This window comes from Arenimonas donghaensis DSM 18148 = HO3-R19, assembly GCF_000743535.1.
GTDB classification, from domain to species: Bacteria; Pseudomonadota; Gammaproteobacteria; order Xanthomonadales; family Xanthomonadaceae; genus Arenimonas; species Arenimonas donghaensis.
Window position 1 is genome coordinate 1 of record NZ_AVCJ01000034.1, and the last position, 17,758, is coordinate 17,758.

Annotated in this window: 15 protein-coding genes; 6 read left to right on the forward strand and 9 right to left on the reverse strand. The window is 68.0% G+C overall.

Annotated elements, in window-relative coordinates; translation table 11 throughout:
- Positions 1-358, forward strand: a 358-nt coding sequence (locus tag N788_RS10175) for an energy transducer TonB (RefSeq protein WP_152560451.1), incomplete at its 5' end; no start/stop codon positions are given.
- A gap of 65 nt (positions 359-423) precedes the next feature.
- Here the strand turns inward: N788_RS10175 and N788_RS10180 are convergent.
- From N788_RS10180 to N788_RS10195, 4 genes are all read right to left on the reverse strand, one after another.
- Positions 424-1,599 (reverse strand): ABC transporter permease, encoded by a 1,176-nt coding sequence (locus N788_RS10180; RefSeq protein WP_034224665.1) that lies wholly within the window; start codon positions 1,597-1,599, stop codon positions 424-426.
- Entirely contained in the window at positions 1,596-2,330 is a 735-nt protein-coding gene (locus tag N788_RS10185; protein ID WP_034224668.1) for an ABC transporter ATP-binding protein, read from the reverse strand. Before N788_RS10185 ends, N788_RS10180 begins: the two co-directional genes overlap by 4 nt.
- Positions 2,327-3,781 (reverse strand): alpha/beta fold hydrolase, encoded by a 1,455-nt coding sequence (locus N788_RS10190; RefSeq protein WP_051924560.1) that lies wholly within the window; start codon positions 3,779-3,781, stop codon positions 2,327-2,329. Before N788_RS10190 ends, N788_RS10185 begins: the two co-directional genes overlap by 4 nt.
- A gap of 79 nt (positions 3,782-3,860) precedes the next feature.
- Entirely contained in the window at positions 3,861-4,613 is a 753-nt protein-coding gene (locus N788_RS10195) for a ferredoxin--NADP reductase (RefSeq protein ID WP_275039609.1), read from the reverse strand.
- 116 nt (positions 4,614-4,729) lie between these two features.
- Here N788_RS10195 and N788_RS10200 point away from each other — a divergent pair, with 116 nt between their 5' ends.
- Positions 4,730-5,665, forward strand: coding sequence for an ABC transporter ATP-binding protein (locus tag N788_RS10200; RefSeq protein WP_034224675.1), 936 nt, complete (start codon positions 4,730-4,732; stop codon positions 5,663-5,665).
- On the forward strand, positions 5,662-6,438 hold the full coding sequence (locus tag N788_RS10205; RefSeq protein WP_034224677.1) for an ABC transporter permease: 777 nt from the start codon (positions 5,662-5,664) through the stop codon (positions 6,436-6,438). Before N788_RS10200 ends, N788_RS10205 begins: the two co-directional genes overlap by 4 nt.
- Before the next feature lie 9 nt (positions 6,439-6,447).
- On the opposite strand, the gene N788_RS10210 is transcribed toward N788_RS10205, so the two are convergent.
- Positions 6,448-7,251 (reverse strand): TatD family hydrolase, encoded by an 804-nt coding sequence (locus tag N788_RS10210; RefSeq protein ID WP_034224679.1) that lies wholly within the window; start codon positions 7,249-7,251, stop codon positions 6,448-6,450.
- Between the two features lie 78 nt (positions 7,252-7,329).
- Here N788_RS10210 and hrpB point away from each other — a divergent pair, with 78 nt between their 5' ends.
- Complete coding sequence (gene hrpB, locus N788_RS10215) at positions 7,330-9,813, forward strand: ATP-dependent helicase HrpB (protein ID WP_034224682.1); 2,484 nt, start codon at positions 7,330-7,332, stop codon at positions 9,811-9,813.
- Between the two features lie 93 nt (positions 9,814-9,906).
- A complete protein-coding gene (locus tag N788_RS14910; protein WP_051924561.1) occupies positions 9,907-10,407 on the forward strand; it encodes a hypothetical protein in 501 nt (166 codons plus the stop codon).
- A gap of 45 nt (positions 10,408-10,452) precedes the next feature.
- Here the strand turns inward: N788_RS14910 and N788_RS10225 are convergent, their stop codons facing one another.
- Positions 10,453-11,214 (reverse strand): class I SAM-dependent methyltransferase, encoded by a 762-nt coding sequence (locus tag N788_RS10225; protein WP_034224685.1) that lies wholly within the window; start codon positions 11,212-11,214, stop codon positions 10,453-10,455.
- A gap of 26 nt (positions 11,215-11,240) precedes the next feature.
- The gene (locus N788_RS10230; RefSeq protein WP_034224688.1) at positions 11,241-11,786 is read right to left on the reverse strand and encodes a pseudouridine synthase; all 546 of its coding nucleotides are present in this window, start codon (positions 11,784-11,786) and stop codon (positions 11,241-11,243) included.
- A 67-nt stretch (positions 11,787-11,853) separates the two neighbouring features.
- Here N788_RS10230 and N788_RS10235 point away from each other — a divergent pair, with 67 nt between their 5' ends.
- On the forward strand, positions 11,854-13,620 hold the full coding sequence (locus tag N788_RS10235; protein WP_034224691.1) for an ABC transporter ATP-binding protein: 1,767 nt from the start codon (positions 11,854-11,856) through the stop codon (positions 13,618-13,620).
- Between the two features lie 86 nt (positions 13,621-13,706).
- Here the strand turns inward: N788_RS10235 and N788_RS10240 are convergent, their stop codons facing one another.
- Together N788_RS10240 and N788_RS10245 are read right to left on the reverse strand one after the other, a co-directional pair.
- Positions 13,707-14,615 (reverse strand): class I SAM-dependent methyltransferase, encoded by a 909-nt coding sequence (locus N788_RS10240; RefSeq protein ID WP_084696002.1) that lies wholly within the window; start codon positions 14,613-14,615, stop codon positions 13,707-13,709.
- 92 nt (positions 14,616-14,707) lie between these two features.
- On the reverse strand, positions 14,708-17,674 hold the full coding sequence (locus N788_RS10245) for a putative metal-binding motif-containing protein (RefSeq protein WP_152560452.1): 2,967 nt from the start codon (positions 17,672-17,674) through the stop codon (positions 14,708-14,710).
- Between the last annotated feature and the right edge of the window lie 84 nt (positions 17,675-17,758).

Genomic DNA, 17,758 nt, shown 5'->3' on the forward strand with positions numbered 1-17,758 from the left:
AGAGCCGGCCACCCCGGCGCCGACCCGGCCCGCGACCCCGCCGCCGAGCCAGCCGGCCACGCCGCCGCCGGCGCCGGTCCAGCCTGCCCAGCCGGCCCTGGCCAGCAGCAGCAATCCGGTCGCCGTGCGCGCGCCGCAGCCCTCCTACCCGCGTGCGGCCTACCGTAGCGGCGTGTCGGGTGAAGTGACGGTGGAGATTTCCATCGCCGCCAGCGGCGAGGTCACCAACGTCAACGTCACCCGCTCGCAGCCGCGTGGCACCTTCGACCGCGAAGTGGTGAACACCGTGCGCGAATGGCGCTTCGAGCCGATGGATGGCCCGGCGACGCTCACCCGCACCTTCACCTTCCGACCCTGACCCGGCGGCAGGCACGAAAAAGGCCCGGCATCGCCGGGCCTTTTTCTTTGCGCATGTTCCGGCGGTCAGGCTGACACGGCGAGACTTTCGCGGTGGTAGATGCGTACCGCCAGCCAGGCAACGATCACGCCGAGCAGCAGGGTGCAGCCGAAGCTGAGCGCGAAGTCCAGCAGCGCCACCGATTCGCCGCGGGCCAGTTCCATGATCAGCAGGTTCTGGGACAACAGCGGCGTCGCCGACATCCACAGCTCGCCCTTCATCGGCGACACCATCAGCAGCACCGACGGGATCATCGGCAGCAACATCAGCAACGACAGGTAGGTCTGCGCCTCGCGATAGCTCTTGGCATAGGCCGCGACCACCGTCTGCAGCGCCGCGAACACCATGGCCAGCGGAACCATCAACAGGCCGGCGCGCAGGATCAGCGATGCGCCGAAATCCACCTTCATGCCCAGCCGGTCCAGGGGGATGTACTGGAAGGCCACCGCGAAAGCGACCAGGCTGAGCATCATGCTCACCATCGCGAACCCGAAGGTCGCCCCCAGCTTTCCCAGCACGATCTGGGCGCGCGAGGCCGGGCTCGCCAGCAGCGGCTCGAGCGACTGCCGCTCGCGTTCGCCGGCGGTGGTGTCGATGGCCAGGTACATGCCGCCCAGGAAGGCACCGAGGATGAGCAGGTAGGGCAGGAAGCTCATCAGCTGGCCCGCGCGCTGCTGCACGCTGGCCAGGTCACGCTGGGCGACCACCACCGGCGAGAGGATCGCGGTATGGATACCCCGGGCGCTGACCCGCAGCGCCGACTGCTGCCGGGAATAGGCTTCGAGCAGGCCGGTCAGGCGCGACACCGGGGCGCGCGCATCCTGGTCGGAGCTGTCGTGCAGCACGAGCAGCTGCGCGGTCTCACCGGCCAGCCAGCGCGTCGGGTAATCCGCCGGGATCACCAGCACCGCCTGCGATTCACGGTCGCGGATGACCGCTTCCGAATCGGCCGGTGCCGGCTGCACCTGCACGTCCTGCCGACGCAGCCAGTCGACCAGGTTGGGAGCGTGTTCGGCGCCCACGACCGGGATCTCCAGCGGCTTTTCGGCGCTTGAGAGCTGCTTGTTGATCATGAAGCTCATCATCATCACGAAAAAGACCGGACCCAGCAGCGGGCCCATCACCAGCGCGTTGAAGACCGTCTTGCGGTCGCGCAGGTTCTCGGTGACTTCCTTCAGGAAAACAGTGATCGCGGCGCTCATGCCATCAGTCCTTCTTCGGTGCCGATCGCCTTGACGAAGGCGTCCTCGAGATTGGATTCGCCAGTCTGGGCCCGCAGTTCATCGGCGGTGCCCTCCGCGACCACGCGGCCATGCGCGATGATCACGATGCGGTCACACAAGGCGGCGACCTCCTGCATGATGTGGCTGGAGAACAGCACGCAGCGGCCCTCGTCGCGCAGCTGGTGCAGGAAGCGACGCATGGCGCGCGTCGCCATCACGTCCAGGCCATTGGTCGGCTCGTCGAGGATGACGTTGCGCGGGTCGTGGACCAGCGCGCGGGCGATCGCGGTCTTCACCCGCTGGCCCTGCGAGAAGCCTTCCGTGCGGCGGTCGATGATGTCGGCCATGTCCAGGGCCTGCACCAGGGTTTGCGTGCGGCTGGCGATGGTGGCGTCGTCGATGCCGTGCAGGCGGCCGAAGTAGCGGATGTTCTCGCGGCTGGTGAGGCGCTTGTACAGGCCGCGCGAATCGGGCAGCACGCCCAGCTTGCGGCGCACCGCTTCGGGGTCCTTGGCGGCATCCACGCCGTCCACCAGCACTTGGCCACGGTCGGGCCGGAGCAGGGTGTAGAGCATGCGCAGGCTGGTGGTCTTGCCGGCGCCGTTGGGGCCGAGCAGGCCGGTGATCTGGCCGTCGTTGGCGCGGAAGCCGACGCCATCCACGGCGGTCACCTTGCCGAATGATTTGTGCAGGTCGCGGACCTCGATCATGGCGCGGCTCCGTTGTAGTCCAGGAAGAAGGGCGAGGCGCCGAGTACCTCCAGGCAGTCGGCCTCGAGCCCCTCGGGGTCGAGCGCATCGACGAACTCGGCCGCCAGCCGCGGCGTGCAGCCGCGGGCCAGCAGGATGTGGCCCTGGCCCTTGCCGACGAGGTGGCGCGAGCGCGGCAGCGAGGCGGCCACCTGGTCTGCGTAGCGCGGTGGGGTCACCGGGTCGAGTTCGCCCGACAGCAGCAAGGTGGGGACATCGCTGCGCAGCGGCTCGTTGAATCCTTCCGACACCGGACCCCTGGGCCAGACGCTGCACTGGTTGAGCGTGACGCCGACGATGGCGTTGCCGAGGATCAGGTCGGCATCCTGTTCACGCGTAGCCAGGCGCGCTGCGTCTTCGGCACAGATCACCGACAGTTGCATGCCGTGGTTGATCTGGCCGGCCAGCGAGTCGTACACCAGCGCCGCCTGCGCCAGCAGCGATTCCGGCCGGCCCTTGGCGGCCTGGTCGAGCAGCAGCGGCAACAGTGCGGCGGTCTCCGGCGAATAGGCGAACAGTCGGGCGATGATCGCCACCGCCGGCTCGTCCAGCTTGAGTTCGCGCTTCTCGAACGTGCGCGGGTCCGCAACCTGCACGGTCAGCGGCTGCGAACGCGCCTGGTCGCGCAGCGCGTAGAGCGTGCGGTACGGATCGCCGAAGGCTTCGCTGCAAGCGGGTTCGTCGGCACAGCGGCCCAGGATGGCCTTGAGCGAATCCTCGAGGTTGATGCTGTGTTCGCTGCCCAGGGCGAGCTCCGGCGGCACGACGCCGTCGAGCAGCAGGCTGCGCACGCCATCGGGATATTGCCGCGCGTATTCCTGTGCCACCCGCGTGCCGTAGGAGCCACCGTAGACATTGAGCCTGGGCGCGCCCAGGGCCTGGCGCAGCGCTTCGAGATCGGTCACGGCGACCGAGGTCGTGTACTGCGCAACGTCGGCATCGAAACCGGCCAGGCAGTCGCGCGCCATCGTCACCAGCTGTTCGTCGGAGGCGGCCCCTTCGGCCATCTCGTCCGGGAAATCGCAGGCCAGGCGATGGCCTTCGCCGGTGCCGCGCTGGTCGACGAAAATGACGTGGCGCTTTTCCCTCAGGCGCGAGAAACCGCCTGCGATGGACGGATAACTCTCGGTCGCGGACTGGCCCGGACCGCCGGCGATGAAAAGCACCGGGTCGGCTTCCGGTTCGGACGACCGCGCCGGCGCCAGCCCCACCTTCAGCCGAAGCTTGCGGCCATCGGGTTTGCCGGGATCTTCGGGAACCTCAAGGGTGGCGCACTCCAGGCGGGTGGTGGCGCCCGTGCCGGGCTGCGACAGGTCGCAGGGCGTGAATTCGAGTTGGCCCAGGTCGCGGGCAGGCGCCAGGGGCGATGCCAGCAGTGTTCCCAGGACCAGGGGCATAAACAGCGCTTTCATGGACTCTCCCATCCGGGCCGGATCGGCCCACAGGATGACAGACGTCCCGGGACGCCGAAACGTGACGAAAAATCGCCGATTACTTCGAACTGACGTATTTCTCGCGACGGATGTGCGGCACCGGCAGGCCGGCGGCCTTGAGCGCCTCGAAGCTGGCGTCGACCATGTTCGGGTTGCCGCACAGGTAGGCGATGTCGCCCTCGGCCGAAGGCGCGAAATCGGGCAGGGCGTCCTGCACGTAGCCGCGGCGGTCGTCGGGACCGGGTTCGGCCGGCAGCTCGCGGCTGAAGCAGGGCACGAAACGGAAGTTCGGGTGGCGGGCGGCGAAGGCGCGGAAGTCGTCGCCGTAAAGCAGCTCCGCCGGCGTGCGACAGCCGAACAGCAGCACCACTTCGACGCCCCGCTCCTTCATCAGGGCTTCGAGCCGCGGCAGCATCGCCCGGTAGGGCGTGACGCCGGTGCCGGTGCCGACCAGCAGGTAGCGCCGGTTGCTGTCGCCGGGCATCAGGCAGAAACGGCCGTAGGGTCCCGAGGCCTGGATCTGCTGGCCTTCGTCGAGGGCTTCGAACAGCGCCGTGGCGGCGCCGCCGGCGACGTAGCTGACGGCGATCTCGACCGCTTCGCCCGGCCCCAAGGCATGGTCGTGCATGGTCGCCAGCGAATAACTGCGTTTGGTCGGCGTACCGTCCGCGTAGTTGAAATGCACCTGGATGAACTGCCCCGGGATGAAGTCCAGCGGCTGCCCGTCGTCGCGGGCGAATTCGAGATGGCGCACGCTGGGGGCAAGCATGCGGCTGCCGACCACGCGAAGCGGGAAGTGAACGATGGCCAATACGGACTCCGGTAATGGGAAACACCGTACCGCCGTCGGCGCGGGGCCGGGGCGGCAAGGCGCCTATAATACGGCCCCATTGCCTGCCGGCGCAGCGCCGCAGGCCCAGGAGCCCTATGCAAACCACCCCCGCGCTGGAGATCCGCGATCTCCGCAAGACCTACGACAATGGCGTTGAAGCGCTCAAGGGCGTTTCGCTGCGGGTCGAAGAAGGCGATTTCTACGCCCTGCTCGGCCCCAACGGCGCCGGCAAGTCCACCCTGATCGGCGTCGTCAGTTCACTGGTCAACAAAACTGAAGGCGAAGTCCGGGTGTTCGGCGTCGACCTTCACGCCGAGCGTTCACGCGCCATGCGCCTGATCGGCCTGGTGCCCCAGGAGATCAACTTCAACATGTTCGAGCAGCCGCTCGACATCCTGGTCAACTACGCCGGCTTCTACGGCATCCCGCGCGCCGAGGCGCTGGTGCGCGCCGAGCAGGAGCTCAAGAACGCCCAGCTCTGGGACAAGGCGCGCAAGATGTCGCGCACGCTGTCGGGCGGCATGAAGCGCCGGCTGATGATCGCTCGCGCGATGATGACCCGGCCCAGGCTGCTGATCCTCGACGAACCCACCGCCGGCGTCGACATCGAGATCCGCCGCGGCATGTGGAAGACGCTCAAGGAGGTCAACGCCGCCGGCACCACGGTCATCCTCACCACGCACTACCTGGAGGAAGCCGAGAGCCTGTGCCGGAACCTGGCGATCATCGACCACGGCCGCATCATCGAAGAGGGCCCGATGAAGACGCTGCTGGCCAAGCTCGACGTCGAAGGTTTCATCATCGACGTCGAAGGCAAGCTGCCCGCCGGCCTGCCGCACATCGAAGGCGCCACGCTGCTGGCCGAGGACGACCACACCATCGACCTGGAAATGCCCCGCGAGATGGACCTCAACCGCGTGTTCGCCGCGCTCGACGGCGCCGGGATCCGGGTGCGTTCGATGCGCACCAAGTCCAACCGCCTCGAGGAGCTGTTCGTCCGGCTCACCGGCAAGCAGGAGGTGCAGCCGTGAGCCGCGTCCACCCCAACCTCACCGCCATCCGCACCATCGCGCGCCGCGAGGTGTCGCGCATCCTGCGCATCTGGGGCCAGACGATCGTGCCGCCGGCGATCACCATGACCCTGTACTTCCTGATCTTCGGCAGCCTGATCGGTTCGCGCATCGGCACCATGGACGGCATCAGCTACATGGATTTCATCGTGCCGGGCCTGGTGATGATGGCGATCATCCAGAACGCCTACGGCAACCTCAGCTCGAGCTTCTTCGGGGCCAAGTTCGGTCGCCACGTCGAGGAGTTGCTGGTCAGCCCGATGCCGAACTGGGTCATCCTGGGCGGCTACGTCGCCGGCGGCGTGCTGCGCGGCCTGATGGTCGGCGCGATCGTGCTGGGCATCGCGATGCTGTTCACCACCGTGCGCATCCCGCATCCGCTGGTCACGCTGTCGACCGTGGTGCTGGGCGCGGTGATCTTCTCGCTGGCGGGCTTCGTCAACGCGGTGTACGCGAAGAAGTTCGACGACATCGCCATCGTGCCCACCTTCATCCTGACCCCGCTCACCTACCTGGGCGGCGTGTTCTATTCGGTGAAGCTGCTGCCGGCCTGGGCCGAGACCGCCACCCACCTCAACCCGATCTTCTACATGGTCAACGCCTTCCGCTACGGGCTGCTGGGCCAGTCGGATGTATCGATGGGCGTGGCTTTCGGGCTGATGCTCGTCTTCGTGCTCGGGCTGGGCGCGCTGGCGCTGTGGTTGCTCAAGCGCGGCGTCGGGCTGCGCAGCTGACCAGCGGCGTCACGGATTCCCGGCGGGCGGCAGCCTGAAGAAAGCCTCGGCCGTCGCGGCGGTCGCGGCCGCGACGGTGGCCACCGGCTCACCGCGGTCGCGCGCCAGCTCTTCGACGATATGCGCCAGGTACATCGGCTCGTTGCGCCGGTGGCTGGGCATGGGCCGCACGGTGCGCGGCAGCAGGTAGGGCGCGTCGGTTTCGATCATCAGCCGGTTCGCCGGGATGTCCTTGACGAACTCGCGCAGGTGCCGGCCGCGACGTTCGTCGCACAGCCAGCCGGTGATGCCGATATGCCAGTCCTGGTCGAGGTAGTCGAAACATTCTTCGCGCGTGCCGGTGAAGCAGTGCACCACCAGCGGTCCGAGCCGGCCCTCGAAGTCCTTCAGGATGGCCATGAAGTCGCCGTGCGCATCGCGCTGGTGCAGGAACACCGGCAGGCCGGTTTCCGCGGCCAGCTCCAGCTGGCGTTCGAAGGCCGTGCGCTGCGCCGGACGCGGCGAGAAGTCCCGGTGGTAGTCCAGTCCGCATTCGCCGGCGGCCACTACTTCGGGTTCGGCCTGCAGGGCGCGCAGCTCGGCGATGGCCTCGGCGGTGCATTCGACCGCGTGGTGCGGATGCACGCCGGCGGTCGCCCAGAGCAGGCCGGGGTGGGCCCGCGCCAATTCCAGCGCACGTACCGAGCCGGCGCGGCTGGCACCGGTGACCACCATGCGCGAAACCCCGGCCTCGCGGGCGCGCGCCAGCACGGCGTCGAGGTCGTGGTCGAAACTTTCGTGGCCCAGGTTGGCGCCGATGTCGATCAGGTCCATGCCGGTTCCCGCGTCAAAGGCCGCCGATTCTAGCGGGACGCGACCGGCCCTGCCCGGCGCGCCGGTACACTGCGCGCCGTGGACCCCGCCGACTTTCCCATCCGTGAACTGCTGCCAGGCCTGTTGAGCAGCCTTCAGGCACATCCGCGCCTGGTGCTCGAAGCGCCGCCCGGCGCGGGCAAGACCACCCAGGTGCCGCTGGCGCTGCTGGACGCGCCCTGGCGCGGCGACGGCCGGATCCTGATGCTCGAGCCCCGCCGCGTGGCGGCGCGCGCGGCGGCCGGCTTCATGGCCCGGCAGTGCGGCGAGGCGCCGGGCGAAACCGTCGGCTACCGCATCCGCTTCGAGTCGAAGGTTTCGACGCGCACGCGCGTCGAAGTGGTCACCGAAGGCATCCTCACCCGCCTGGTCCAGGACGACCCCACGCTCGAGGGCGTGGCGGCGATCGTTTTCGACGAATTCCACGAGCGCCACCTGGCCGGCGACCTCGGCCTGGCGCTGGCGCTGGACGTGCAATCGCAGCTTCGCCCGGACCTGCGCATCGTCGTGATGTCGGCCACGCTCGACGGCGCCGGCCTGGCGAGTTTCCTGGACGCGCCGCGGCTGACCAGCGCCGGGCGCAGCTTCCCGGTCAACGTCGCCCACTTCCCGGCGCGGCGCGATGAGGCCTGGAACGTCCAGCTGCGCCGCTGCGTCGCCGAGGCCATGGAAAAACATCCGGGTGACCTGCTCGTGTTCCTGCCCGGGCGCCGGGAAATCGACCTGGCGCAAGCCGCGTTGACCGCCTTGCCCGGTGATATCGCGGTGCTGCCGCTGCACGGCGACCTGTCGGTGGACCAGCAGTCCGCCGCGCTGGCTTCCGATCCCGCCGGACGCCGCCGCATCGTGCTGGCGACCAACGTCGCCGAGAGTTCGGTGACGCTGCCCGGGGTTCGCGTGGTGATCGACCTGGGCCAGGCGCGCGAGCCGCGCTACGACCCCAACTCGGGATTCTCCCGGCTCGAGACCGTGGCCATTTCCCAGGCATCGGCCGACCAGCGCGCCGGACGCGCCGGTCGTGTCGCCGAGGGCTGGGCCTACCGGCTATGGCCGCAGTCGCAGCGGCTCGAACCCATGCGCACGCCGGAGATCGCCCAGGTCGAACTGGCCGGCCTGGCGCTGGAACTTGCCGTCTGGGGCAGCGACGCCCTGCGCTTCCCGGACGCGCCACCCGTCGGCGCACTCGCGGCCGCGCGCGAATTGCTCCGGCGCCTGGGCGCGCTCGACGACAGCCACCGCATCACGCCCTTCGGTCGCAAACTGCTGGCCCTGGGCACCCACCCGCGCCTGGCGGCGATGCTGCTCGCGGCGCCGACGCCGGACGCCGCCGCCCTGGCCTGCGACCTTGCTGCCCTGGTCGAGGCCCGCGACCCCCTGCGCGAACGCAGCGATGCCCTGGCGACGCGCTGGCAGGCGCTGGCGGCCTTCCGTGCCGGCCGGCCACCGGGCGCCGCCCATCGCGGCGCCCTGGCGGCCATCGATGCGGCCGCGCGCCAATGGCGCCGCCGCCTGCGCTGCGACGCCTCGCCGCCGGCGCAAGTGCCGCCGCATCGCCTGGGCGACCTGCTGGCGCACGCCTTTCCCGACCGCATCGCCCGCCAGCATCCGGGCGACCCCCGTCGCTACCAGCTCGCCAACGGACGCATGGCGCGGCTGTTCGACGACAGCGCGGTGTTCGGCGAACCCTGGCTGGTGGTCACCGAACTGCGCTTCGAGGCGCGGGATTCACTGCTGATGCGCGCGGCGCCGGTGGACGAGGCAGGACTGGCGCGCGACTTCCCCGACCGGTTCTTCGAAGGCGACGTGGTGCGCTGGGACGCCCAGTCCCGGGCCCTGGTGAGCCGCCGCGAACGCCGCTTCGATGCCATCACGCTCGGCTCGCGACCCGCCGGGCGGCCCGATCCCGCCGTCGCCGCGCAGGCGCTCACCGACGCGGTCGGCGAGCTCGGCCTGGACGCCTTGCCCTGGACCGATGCGCTGCGGCAGTGGCGTGAACGCGTTCGCTGCCTGCGCGAATGGATGCCCGAACTGGGCCTGCCCGACTTGTCCGACGCCGCCTTGCTGGAAAGCCGGGCGCAGTGGCTGCTGCCGGCCTTCGCCGGCAAGACCCGGCTCGACGCCCTGGACGAACAGGCGCTGGGCGAGGCGCTCAAGTCCGGGCTGGACTGGTCGCTGCGCCAGCGCATAGACAGCCTGGCGCCGCGACGGATAACGGTGCCTTCGGGGCAGGAACGGCCGGTCAGCTACGCCCTGGGCAGTCCGCCGGTGCTGGCGGTGAAGCTGCAGGAACTGTTCGGCCTGGCCGACACCCCGCGGGTCGCCGACGGCCGGGTGCCGGTGCTGCTGCACCTGCTGTCGCCGGGCGGCAAGCCGCTGCAGGTCACGCAGGACCTGCGCAGCTTCTGGCAGGCCACCTATCCGGAAGTGCGCAAGGAAATGAAGGGGCGATACCCGCGCCATCCGTGGCCCGACGACCCCTGGACCGCCACCGCCACCCACCGCGCCAAACCCCGGGGAACCTAGCCGTCCGCAGGTCTCGCTGCGTTACGTTCATGCTTTTGGAGTTAGGCTGTATGGGCAATCCCGTCGCTACACCCCGAATCCCGGAGACAAGACATGAGCAAGAAGAACAAAATTGTTTCGACCGCCATGGCCAAGCTGGGTGATGCCGGCGCCATCGCGAAGCACAAACTCGGCGATGCCGGTGCGCTTGCGAAGAAATCGTGGAACAAGGCCGACCTGGCCAAGAAGGCCGGCGCCATCGCCAGCGTTGGCGCCGGTGCCGCCGCCGTCAAGCGCGGTTCGAGCGCGGCCATCAAGGCCGTTCGCAAGCATCCGGTCGGCGCCGCCGCCACCGCCGCAGCGCTGGCTGCCGTCGGCGCCGCGGTTTACGCCGTCAACAAGCGCAAGAAGGCCGCCGCCGCAGGTGGCGCCGCCAAGAAGTCGACGCAGGTGACCGCCAAGAAGGCCACGGCCAAGAAGTCCACGGCCAAGAAGGCTACTGCGAAGAAAGCCACTGCGAAGAAGGCGCCCGCCAGGAAGGCGGCTGCGAAGAAGTCCACGGCCAGGAAGGCACCGGCCAAGAAGACCGGCGCGCGCAAGAAGGCCACGAAGTAAAGATTTTCTGTGGGAGGGACTGAAGTCCCTCCCACGTTCTCCTGCCTAGAGGTCCGCGGGTGGGGCGCGGCCCGCGCGGATCGACAGCGGCCAGCTGACCTCGCGCACTGAACCCGGATCGCCCCAGGCCTCGGCAAAACGCAGCTCGAGCTCGGTGACCGCATCGCGGCCGGTTTCCGCCAGATAGCGCTGGCTCGCCGACCAACTGCGCAGGTAGGCCAGGTACTGGGCCTGGGTCCAGGGCTGGCGCATCCGAAAGCGGGGGATGTCGCCCACGGCCTCGAAAGGGAAGGGCAAGTGCCGGTAGCCGTCTTCGACATGGCGGCGCTCGGGCGGCCAGTACGCGCCGAGGCGGTCGTCGTAGAGCACGTCGAACACCGTGTCCACGTCCGGGTCCACGCGCGAGCGGCCGTAGCACCACAGCGCGCAAAGCCCCCCGGGTTTGAGCACCCGCAGGGCTTCGAGGCAGAAGCGTTCCTGGTCGAACCAGTGGTAACACTGCGCGGCCGTCACCAGGTCGGCCGTGTGCGTTTGCAGCGAGCAGCGTTCGGCGCTCTCCACGTGCCAGGTCACGCGCGGGTGTTCGGGCGCCGCGGCGACCTGGGCGGCGCTGGCATCGGAGGCATGCACCTGGTCGAACCATTGCGCCAGCGCCAGGCTGGCCTGGCCGTTGCCGCAGCCCACGTCGCAGGCCAGCCCGTGCTGCCGGGACTGGTCGGCCAGCCACTGGAAAAGTTCGCGCGGATACGTCGGACGTGCCGAGGCGTAGTCGGTCGCATGGCCGGAAAAATGATCCTTGAATTCCATGCCTCGTCCCCTGCCTGGTGCCTGGCTTAAAGCGGTTCCTCGCGCCACTGCCCCGGGCGCAGGCCCTCGAGACGGTGCGGGCCCACCGCGATGCGCAGCAGGCGCAGGGTGGGCAGGCCAATGGCGGCGGTCATGCGCCGCACCTGGCGGTTGCGGCCTTCGGTGATGGTGAGCTCGATCCAGCTGTCGGCCACCGTCTTGCGCTGGCGCACCGGCGGTTCGCGCTTCCAGAGCCAGTCCGGGGCACCGACCAGCTTCTGGGCCTTGGCCGGCCGGGTGGTGCCGTCCTTGAGCTCGACGCCCTGGCGGATGGCCGCGAGCTGTTCCTCGGTGGCATCACCCTCGACCTGGGCCAGGTAGGTCTTGGGCCAGTGGAACTTGGGCGAGCTGATGCGGGCGATCAGCGGGCCGTCGTCCGACAGCAGCAGCAGGCCTTCGGAGTCCTGGTCGAGTCGTCCGGCGGCGTAAACCCCCTCGGGCAGGTCGAAGCCCGCCAGCGTGGGCCGCGGCGGCACCGTCTTGTCCGTGAACTGGCTCAGTACACCGTAGGGCTTATTGAAGGCGATCAGCATCCGCCCATTCTACGCCGCATGGGAAAATGCTGCCGGGGCCAGGACCGGCCCCGCACAGGGAACCCCCATGACCCGCGAACACCCACTGCGCCGGCTCGCCGGATTCGCCCGCCCCCACCGCGCAAGCGCCGTGGCCGCCACGGTCTACTCGGTGCTCAACAAGTTCTTCGACGTGCTTCCCGAGCTGCTGATCGGCGTGGCGGTGGACGTCGTGGTGAACCAGCAGGACTCCTTCCTGGCCGGCCTGGGCGTGCCCGACCCGCTGCACCAGCTCTACCTGCTGGTGGCGCTGTCGATCCTGGTCTGGGGCCTCGAGTCGCTGTTCGAATACCTGCTGGCGGTGAGGTGGCGTGGACTGGCGCAGGAGCTGCAGCACGCCCTGCGCCAGGCGGCCTACGGCCACCTCCAGCGGCTGCCGCCGGCGGTGATCGAACGCGAACGCAGCGGCCGGCTGATGGCGCTGATGAACGAAGACGTCAACCAGATCGAACGCTTCCTCAACACCGGCGCCAACGACCTGATCCAGGTCGTGGTCTCCTCGCTGCTGGTCGGCGCGGTGTTCTTCGCGCTCACCGCCAGCCTGGCGGCGCTGGCGATGCTGCCGATCCCGCTGATCCTGATCGGCGCGTTCTGGTTCCAGAAGCGGCTGGCCCCGCGCTACGCGGCGGCCCGGGAAGCCGCCGCCACGGTGTCGGCGCGGCTGAACAACAACCTGGCCGGCATGGCCACCATCCAGGCCTATACGGCCGAGGACTTCGAGGCCGAACACCTGCGCCAGGCCTCCGACGGTTTCCGGGCCCGCAATGCCGACGCCATCCGTTTCTCGGCGGCGATCACGCCGGTGATCCGCATGGCGATCCTGGCGGGTTTCGTGGCGACCCTGCTTTACGGCGGCATGCTCACCCTGCGCGGCGACCTTGGCGTCGGCAGCTATTCGGCCCTGGTCTACCTGACCCAGCGCCTGCTCTGGCCGCTGACGCGGCTGGCCGACATGGTCGACCTCTACCAACGCGCCATGGCCTCGGTGAACCGGGTGATGGACCTGCTCGACACGCCCGTGCCCGTGCGCGGCACCGACCCGGTGCCGGCCAACGCCCGCGGCGAACTGGTTTTCGAGGGCGTCGGCTTCGACTACGGTGGCCGGGTCGCGGTGCGCGACATCAACCTGCACGTTCCCGCCGGTTCCACCGTGGCCCTGGTCGGGGGCACCGGCGCCGGCAAGTCCACGCTGCTCAAACTGCTGCTGCGATTCCTGGACCCCAAGCAGGGGCGGCTGCTGCTGGACCAGGCCGACGTGGCCGCCATCGCGCCGGCGGCGCTGCGCCGGACGGTGGGCTACGTCGCCCAGGAGCCTTTCCTGACCGACGGCACGGTCGCCGACAACATCGCCTACGGCGAGCGCCAGCCCGACCGCGAACGCGTCGAAGCCGCAGCCCGCGCCGCCGAGGCGCACGCCTTCATCGCCGCGATGCCGCGCGGGTATGACAGCGAAGTGGGTGAGCGCGGCGGCAATCTCAGCGGCGGCCAGCGCCAGCGCATCGCACTCGCGCGCGCCTTGTACCGCGACCCGAAGGTGCTGGTACTCGACGAAGCGACGTCGGCGGTGGACAACGAAACCGAAGCCGCCATCCAGCGCTCGCTGGCGCGTGCCGCCCAAGGCCGCACCACCCTGGTGGTGGCGCACCGGCTGAGCACCGTGCGCCATGCCGACGTGATCCACGTGATGGACGCCGGCCGCATCGTCGAGTCCGGCAGCCACGACGAGCTGCTGGCCCGCAACGGGGCCTACGCCGCGCTGTGGCGGCTGCAGACCGGCGAGGTCATCGAACTGTAGGAGCGCCTTCAGGCGCGAAGCCCTGCTTTGCCAAAGGCAAAGTCAACGGATTCGCGGCTAAAGCCGCTCCTACAGCGGGTCGGCGGTTACTCCGCGGCGGGCTTCACGAAGCGCAGCGTCATGCGGTCGCTCTCGCCGATCGCGGCGTACTTGGCGCGGTCGGCTTCATCGTGGTTGTTGCCCGGCGGCAGCGTCCAGACGCCATTGGGGTGGTCCTTGGTGTCGGCCGGGTTGGCGTTGATCTCGCTCTTTTCCTCGAGCACGAAGCCGGCGGCTTCGGCCAGGCCGATCACGTAGTCCTCGGGCAGGTAGCCGGAGGTCTTCACCTCGGCCAGGGACTTGCCGGCGGCGGCGCGGTGTTCGACCACGCCCAAGACGCCACCTGGTGCCAGCACGTCGTAAAAGGACTGGAACATCGCCGCCTCGTTGCCGGCCATCACCCAGTTGTGCACGTTGCGGAAGGTGAGCACGACGTCGGCCGAACCCGGCTCGCCGATGACCGGCGCCTTCGGGTCGACCTCCACCAGCGTCGCCTCGCCGTAGACGTCCGCGCGCGCCGCCAGCTTCTCGCGCAGCTTGGTGTTGGCATTGGTGTAGTACTCCTGCGCACGCTCGTTGCCGGACTGCGCGGGGTCGTTGATCACACCGATGTAGCTGCCCTTTTCGCCCGGCAGTGCGGCCAGGATTTCGGTGTACCAGCCACCGCCCGGGGAGATCTCGACGATGGTCTGGCTGGGGCCGACCCCGAAGAAGGCCAGGGTTTCCCGCGGGTGGCGCCAGTCGTCGCGGGCGACGTTGGCCGGATCGCGCCAGTCGCCGGCCAGCACGGCGTCCATCGGATCGGTCTGGGCGTCGCGGTCGGTGTGGGCGCCCATCTCGGCGGTTTCGGCGGGCTCAGCTTCCGGTGCCGGAGCAGGGGCCGGTTCGGAGCCGCAGGCGGACAAAAGCAGGCCGGCAGACAGGGCGAGGGCAAGCGACGACATCAACGGACGCATGGTGGACTCCGGAGTGATAGACGAGCCGCGAGGCTAGCACGGCCCGCCGTTAACGACCCGTCGTGGCGGGCCCAGTCACCCTCCCGTGTGGTCTAGAGCTCGCATCCCTGGATTTCACCAAGTGGCTGAACCTGATCGAAGCTGGTCCAACTGCCTTCCACATTGCCCACGAATCCAATGTCGGAGAAAACCGATCCCAACGTTCCCGAGCTGAAATCGAACTCGGTGACGCCGGCCGATCTCACCTGCAGAAGGGGGGCCAGTTTGGGTTGCGCCAGGCACAATGGGCACGGACCGGCAGTTTGCCGCACCCCGGAATCGATCGTCGCGAGATAGGGTGTCAGGGTCTCCGCACTTGCGAAGCGCGGAAATCCCTTGGCGTCGTAGATGAAGGACGCGACATACACGTAGCCATTCTCCCAAGTCTGGACCGAATAGCCGGAGCCTGACCGTTCAGGGTCGAACCAGTTTCCGCTGGAATCGAGAATCCCGCCCGAACTCTCCAGGCAGCCCCGGCCGAGGGACTGCATGGGCTCCGAGCCGGTGTCGCCTTCCAGATTGAAGGTCCAGGTGAAGGCGTCCCGCCCCGTCGGCGTCAGGATGACGTTGCCTACCTCGTGCAAGGTGCTCGTGCCCTGGCTCCAATGAGAACGGTAGAGAGGAGCGCTCCAAATGCCATCGGCCCCGGGGGCTGGCCCTTGCGCGTAGTACCAGGTCGGCGAGAAGTCGCGGAAATAGGTATACCAAAGCGCGGACCACTGGTCGCCCGCCGGATAGACGAATACACCGTGACCGCTACGGGAAGGATTGAAGTAACTTCCGGACCTGACCTCGGGCGCAGCCGCCGTGACGGTGGCCATGAGGGTCAGGTCGGCGGCCATCGCGCCCTGGTTGTTCGCGACCACGTACCATCGACCCGGCTCAAGAGTTGGGCCGACGATGAGCGCCCCCTGCTGGTCACCGTTCCTGGTGGTGAAGCGGTGTGAAGCGAGAACGGGGTCCGGACTGATGGCGATATTGGCGTCCGGCCAGGGCGTGGCCGGTGCTGGCACACGCACGAGCCGCACTTCCATTTCACCCGCGCTTTGACCCGTCACCAGCAGGGACTGGGCACCGACAGGAACATCGACGAAGAGCTTTCGAAGTTCCTGTCCGGCATCCAGGCGAAAGGTCTCCGCCGTGCCGTTGGATAGCGCGTAACTGGGCCGGTTGACGGTCAGGGGGAACGACGGCTCGCCAATGGGCATCTCGTCGCGCCAAAGCTGGGCGCGCACTTGAACGGGGTAAGACGGGTTCGACAGCAATTCTTCGGGAATCGGAGGAGAGATCAGCGCCTCCGGGTCCGAGAGAGGCCGGTCGCCAATCAGCCCCGCCCCGCTGGCAAACCAGCGGACCTGGATCGACTCCGGTTCAGAATCAAGCCGGGATGCGTCGACGATGCCCTGGACGGTATCGCCCCGGTACTCCAGATGGAGAGCCCGGGTGCTCAGCATGGTGCGTTCACGATGTTTGACCAGCCTCAACGTATAACTTCCGTGAGACCCCGCCTGCCCTCGAACCCCGAATGCGGACATGGGGTTGGCATTGCTCATGGAGAGGCATCCGCCGGCAGGTATCGAATAGTCGTTCGTGTATTCACCACCGTGCGCATACACGCTGAAAAAGACGAGCGGCCCTCCTTGGGAGCAGATGAAGCCAGTAAGGGCCGCGGGAACGTGCAGGCCGATGGTGTCAACGTCGGTTTCGCCGGAGAGGGTTCCGCTCGCATGGAAGGGCACGTCAACCAGATTCGGCGGATCAAACACCGCATCGGAGAAGTCACCGCCGGCCTGGTCGAGCTCCGCGATCGAGACGTCGTCCACGAGAACATTGCAGTTGTCGTCCAGTCCGTTCACACGTTCGATCGCGAGTGGGTTCACGTCTGCACGGGAGTCATCGCAGTCGTCGCGCCGGATGAAGCCATCTCCGTCTTCGTCCCGACAGGGCCGGAAAGCCAGTTCAAACCGCCCATTGGCGTGTACGCCCGGACCCGCGCCCCATGGGAATATCTGGTTAAGGCAGCTGGGATCGCTCCGGGTGGCTGCTGCAAGCCCGGCCAACATCGCGTCGTTCCTCGCTTCCGATGTATTCGCGACGAGCAGACCCTGGCGGGACTCTTGCACACCCTGGCGGACCCAGTCCCGAACTTCAGTAGGCTTCATGTAGCTCGAGAGCGAAACCATGAAACTTCCGATGTGGTGAAAATGAGCCCACACGTATCCACAATCCCATTGCGGAATCGGATTGGCCAGGCAGCGCGACCAACTGAACGTCGGCAAGGCCACCAATGATTCCCATTGGTCTATCGCCTGCTGGTAATAGTGGCTCCAGTGCCAGTCGCTCGTCACCGTGTAGCGCGACTGCTTCCGAAGAAACCACGAATCGATGAACGTCGTCCAGGCATGGAGTTCGTCGTAGCCGTAGTCCCAGTGGTCGATCGGATCAAAGTTGTGGGCGAGCTCGTGACTCCAGACGTAGGGGAGAATGTCTACGTCCAGCTCCGGATCTTCGAGAACGCTGTTGGAATACTCGCTGGAGTCCCCTGCAATCCGACCCATCCCGATGAAGTTCGGGTCGTTCGGGAGGATCGCGAACACCTGCTTTCCAGCCGGGTCACGCGACTGCACCGGTTCCCAGCCCATCAGGTCGCGATAGGCGAGATAGAGGATGTCGAGGCGATCCACCAAGGCGCGCAGGTGGCGATCAGTGACTAGGTGCTCACGCGGGTTCTCCACCGGCAGAAGCACGGTGACGTAGAAGCCATCAAACCGCTTCGCGCGGTAGCTCTGTACGGGCTTGGTGAACGTCGTGTAGTCGACCAACGCACCCCAACAGGGTGAGCATGGCGCGTCCCTGTGGACGATCGACAACGCCTTCGCGACCTTCCGGTGGTCGATGGCATCGTTGAGCAAGGCGGGAGGTTGCGCATCGGGATCGACCGGGGTGTATGCGTCTGTGGGTGCTGTCCACAGGACCAGCCCGGTCAGAGCGAGGCCAATCATAAGAATGCGACGGATCAAGCGTGTTCCCCCAGGAGATTTCAACGTTCGGCGCTCGCGAGCCCGCCACAAGCCGATAGGTGTTTCCTATCAGGATGATACGAA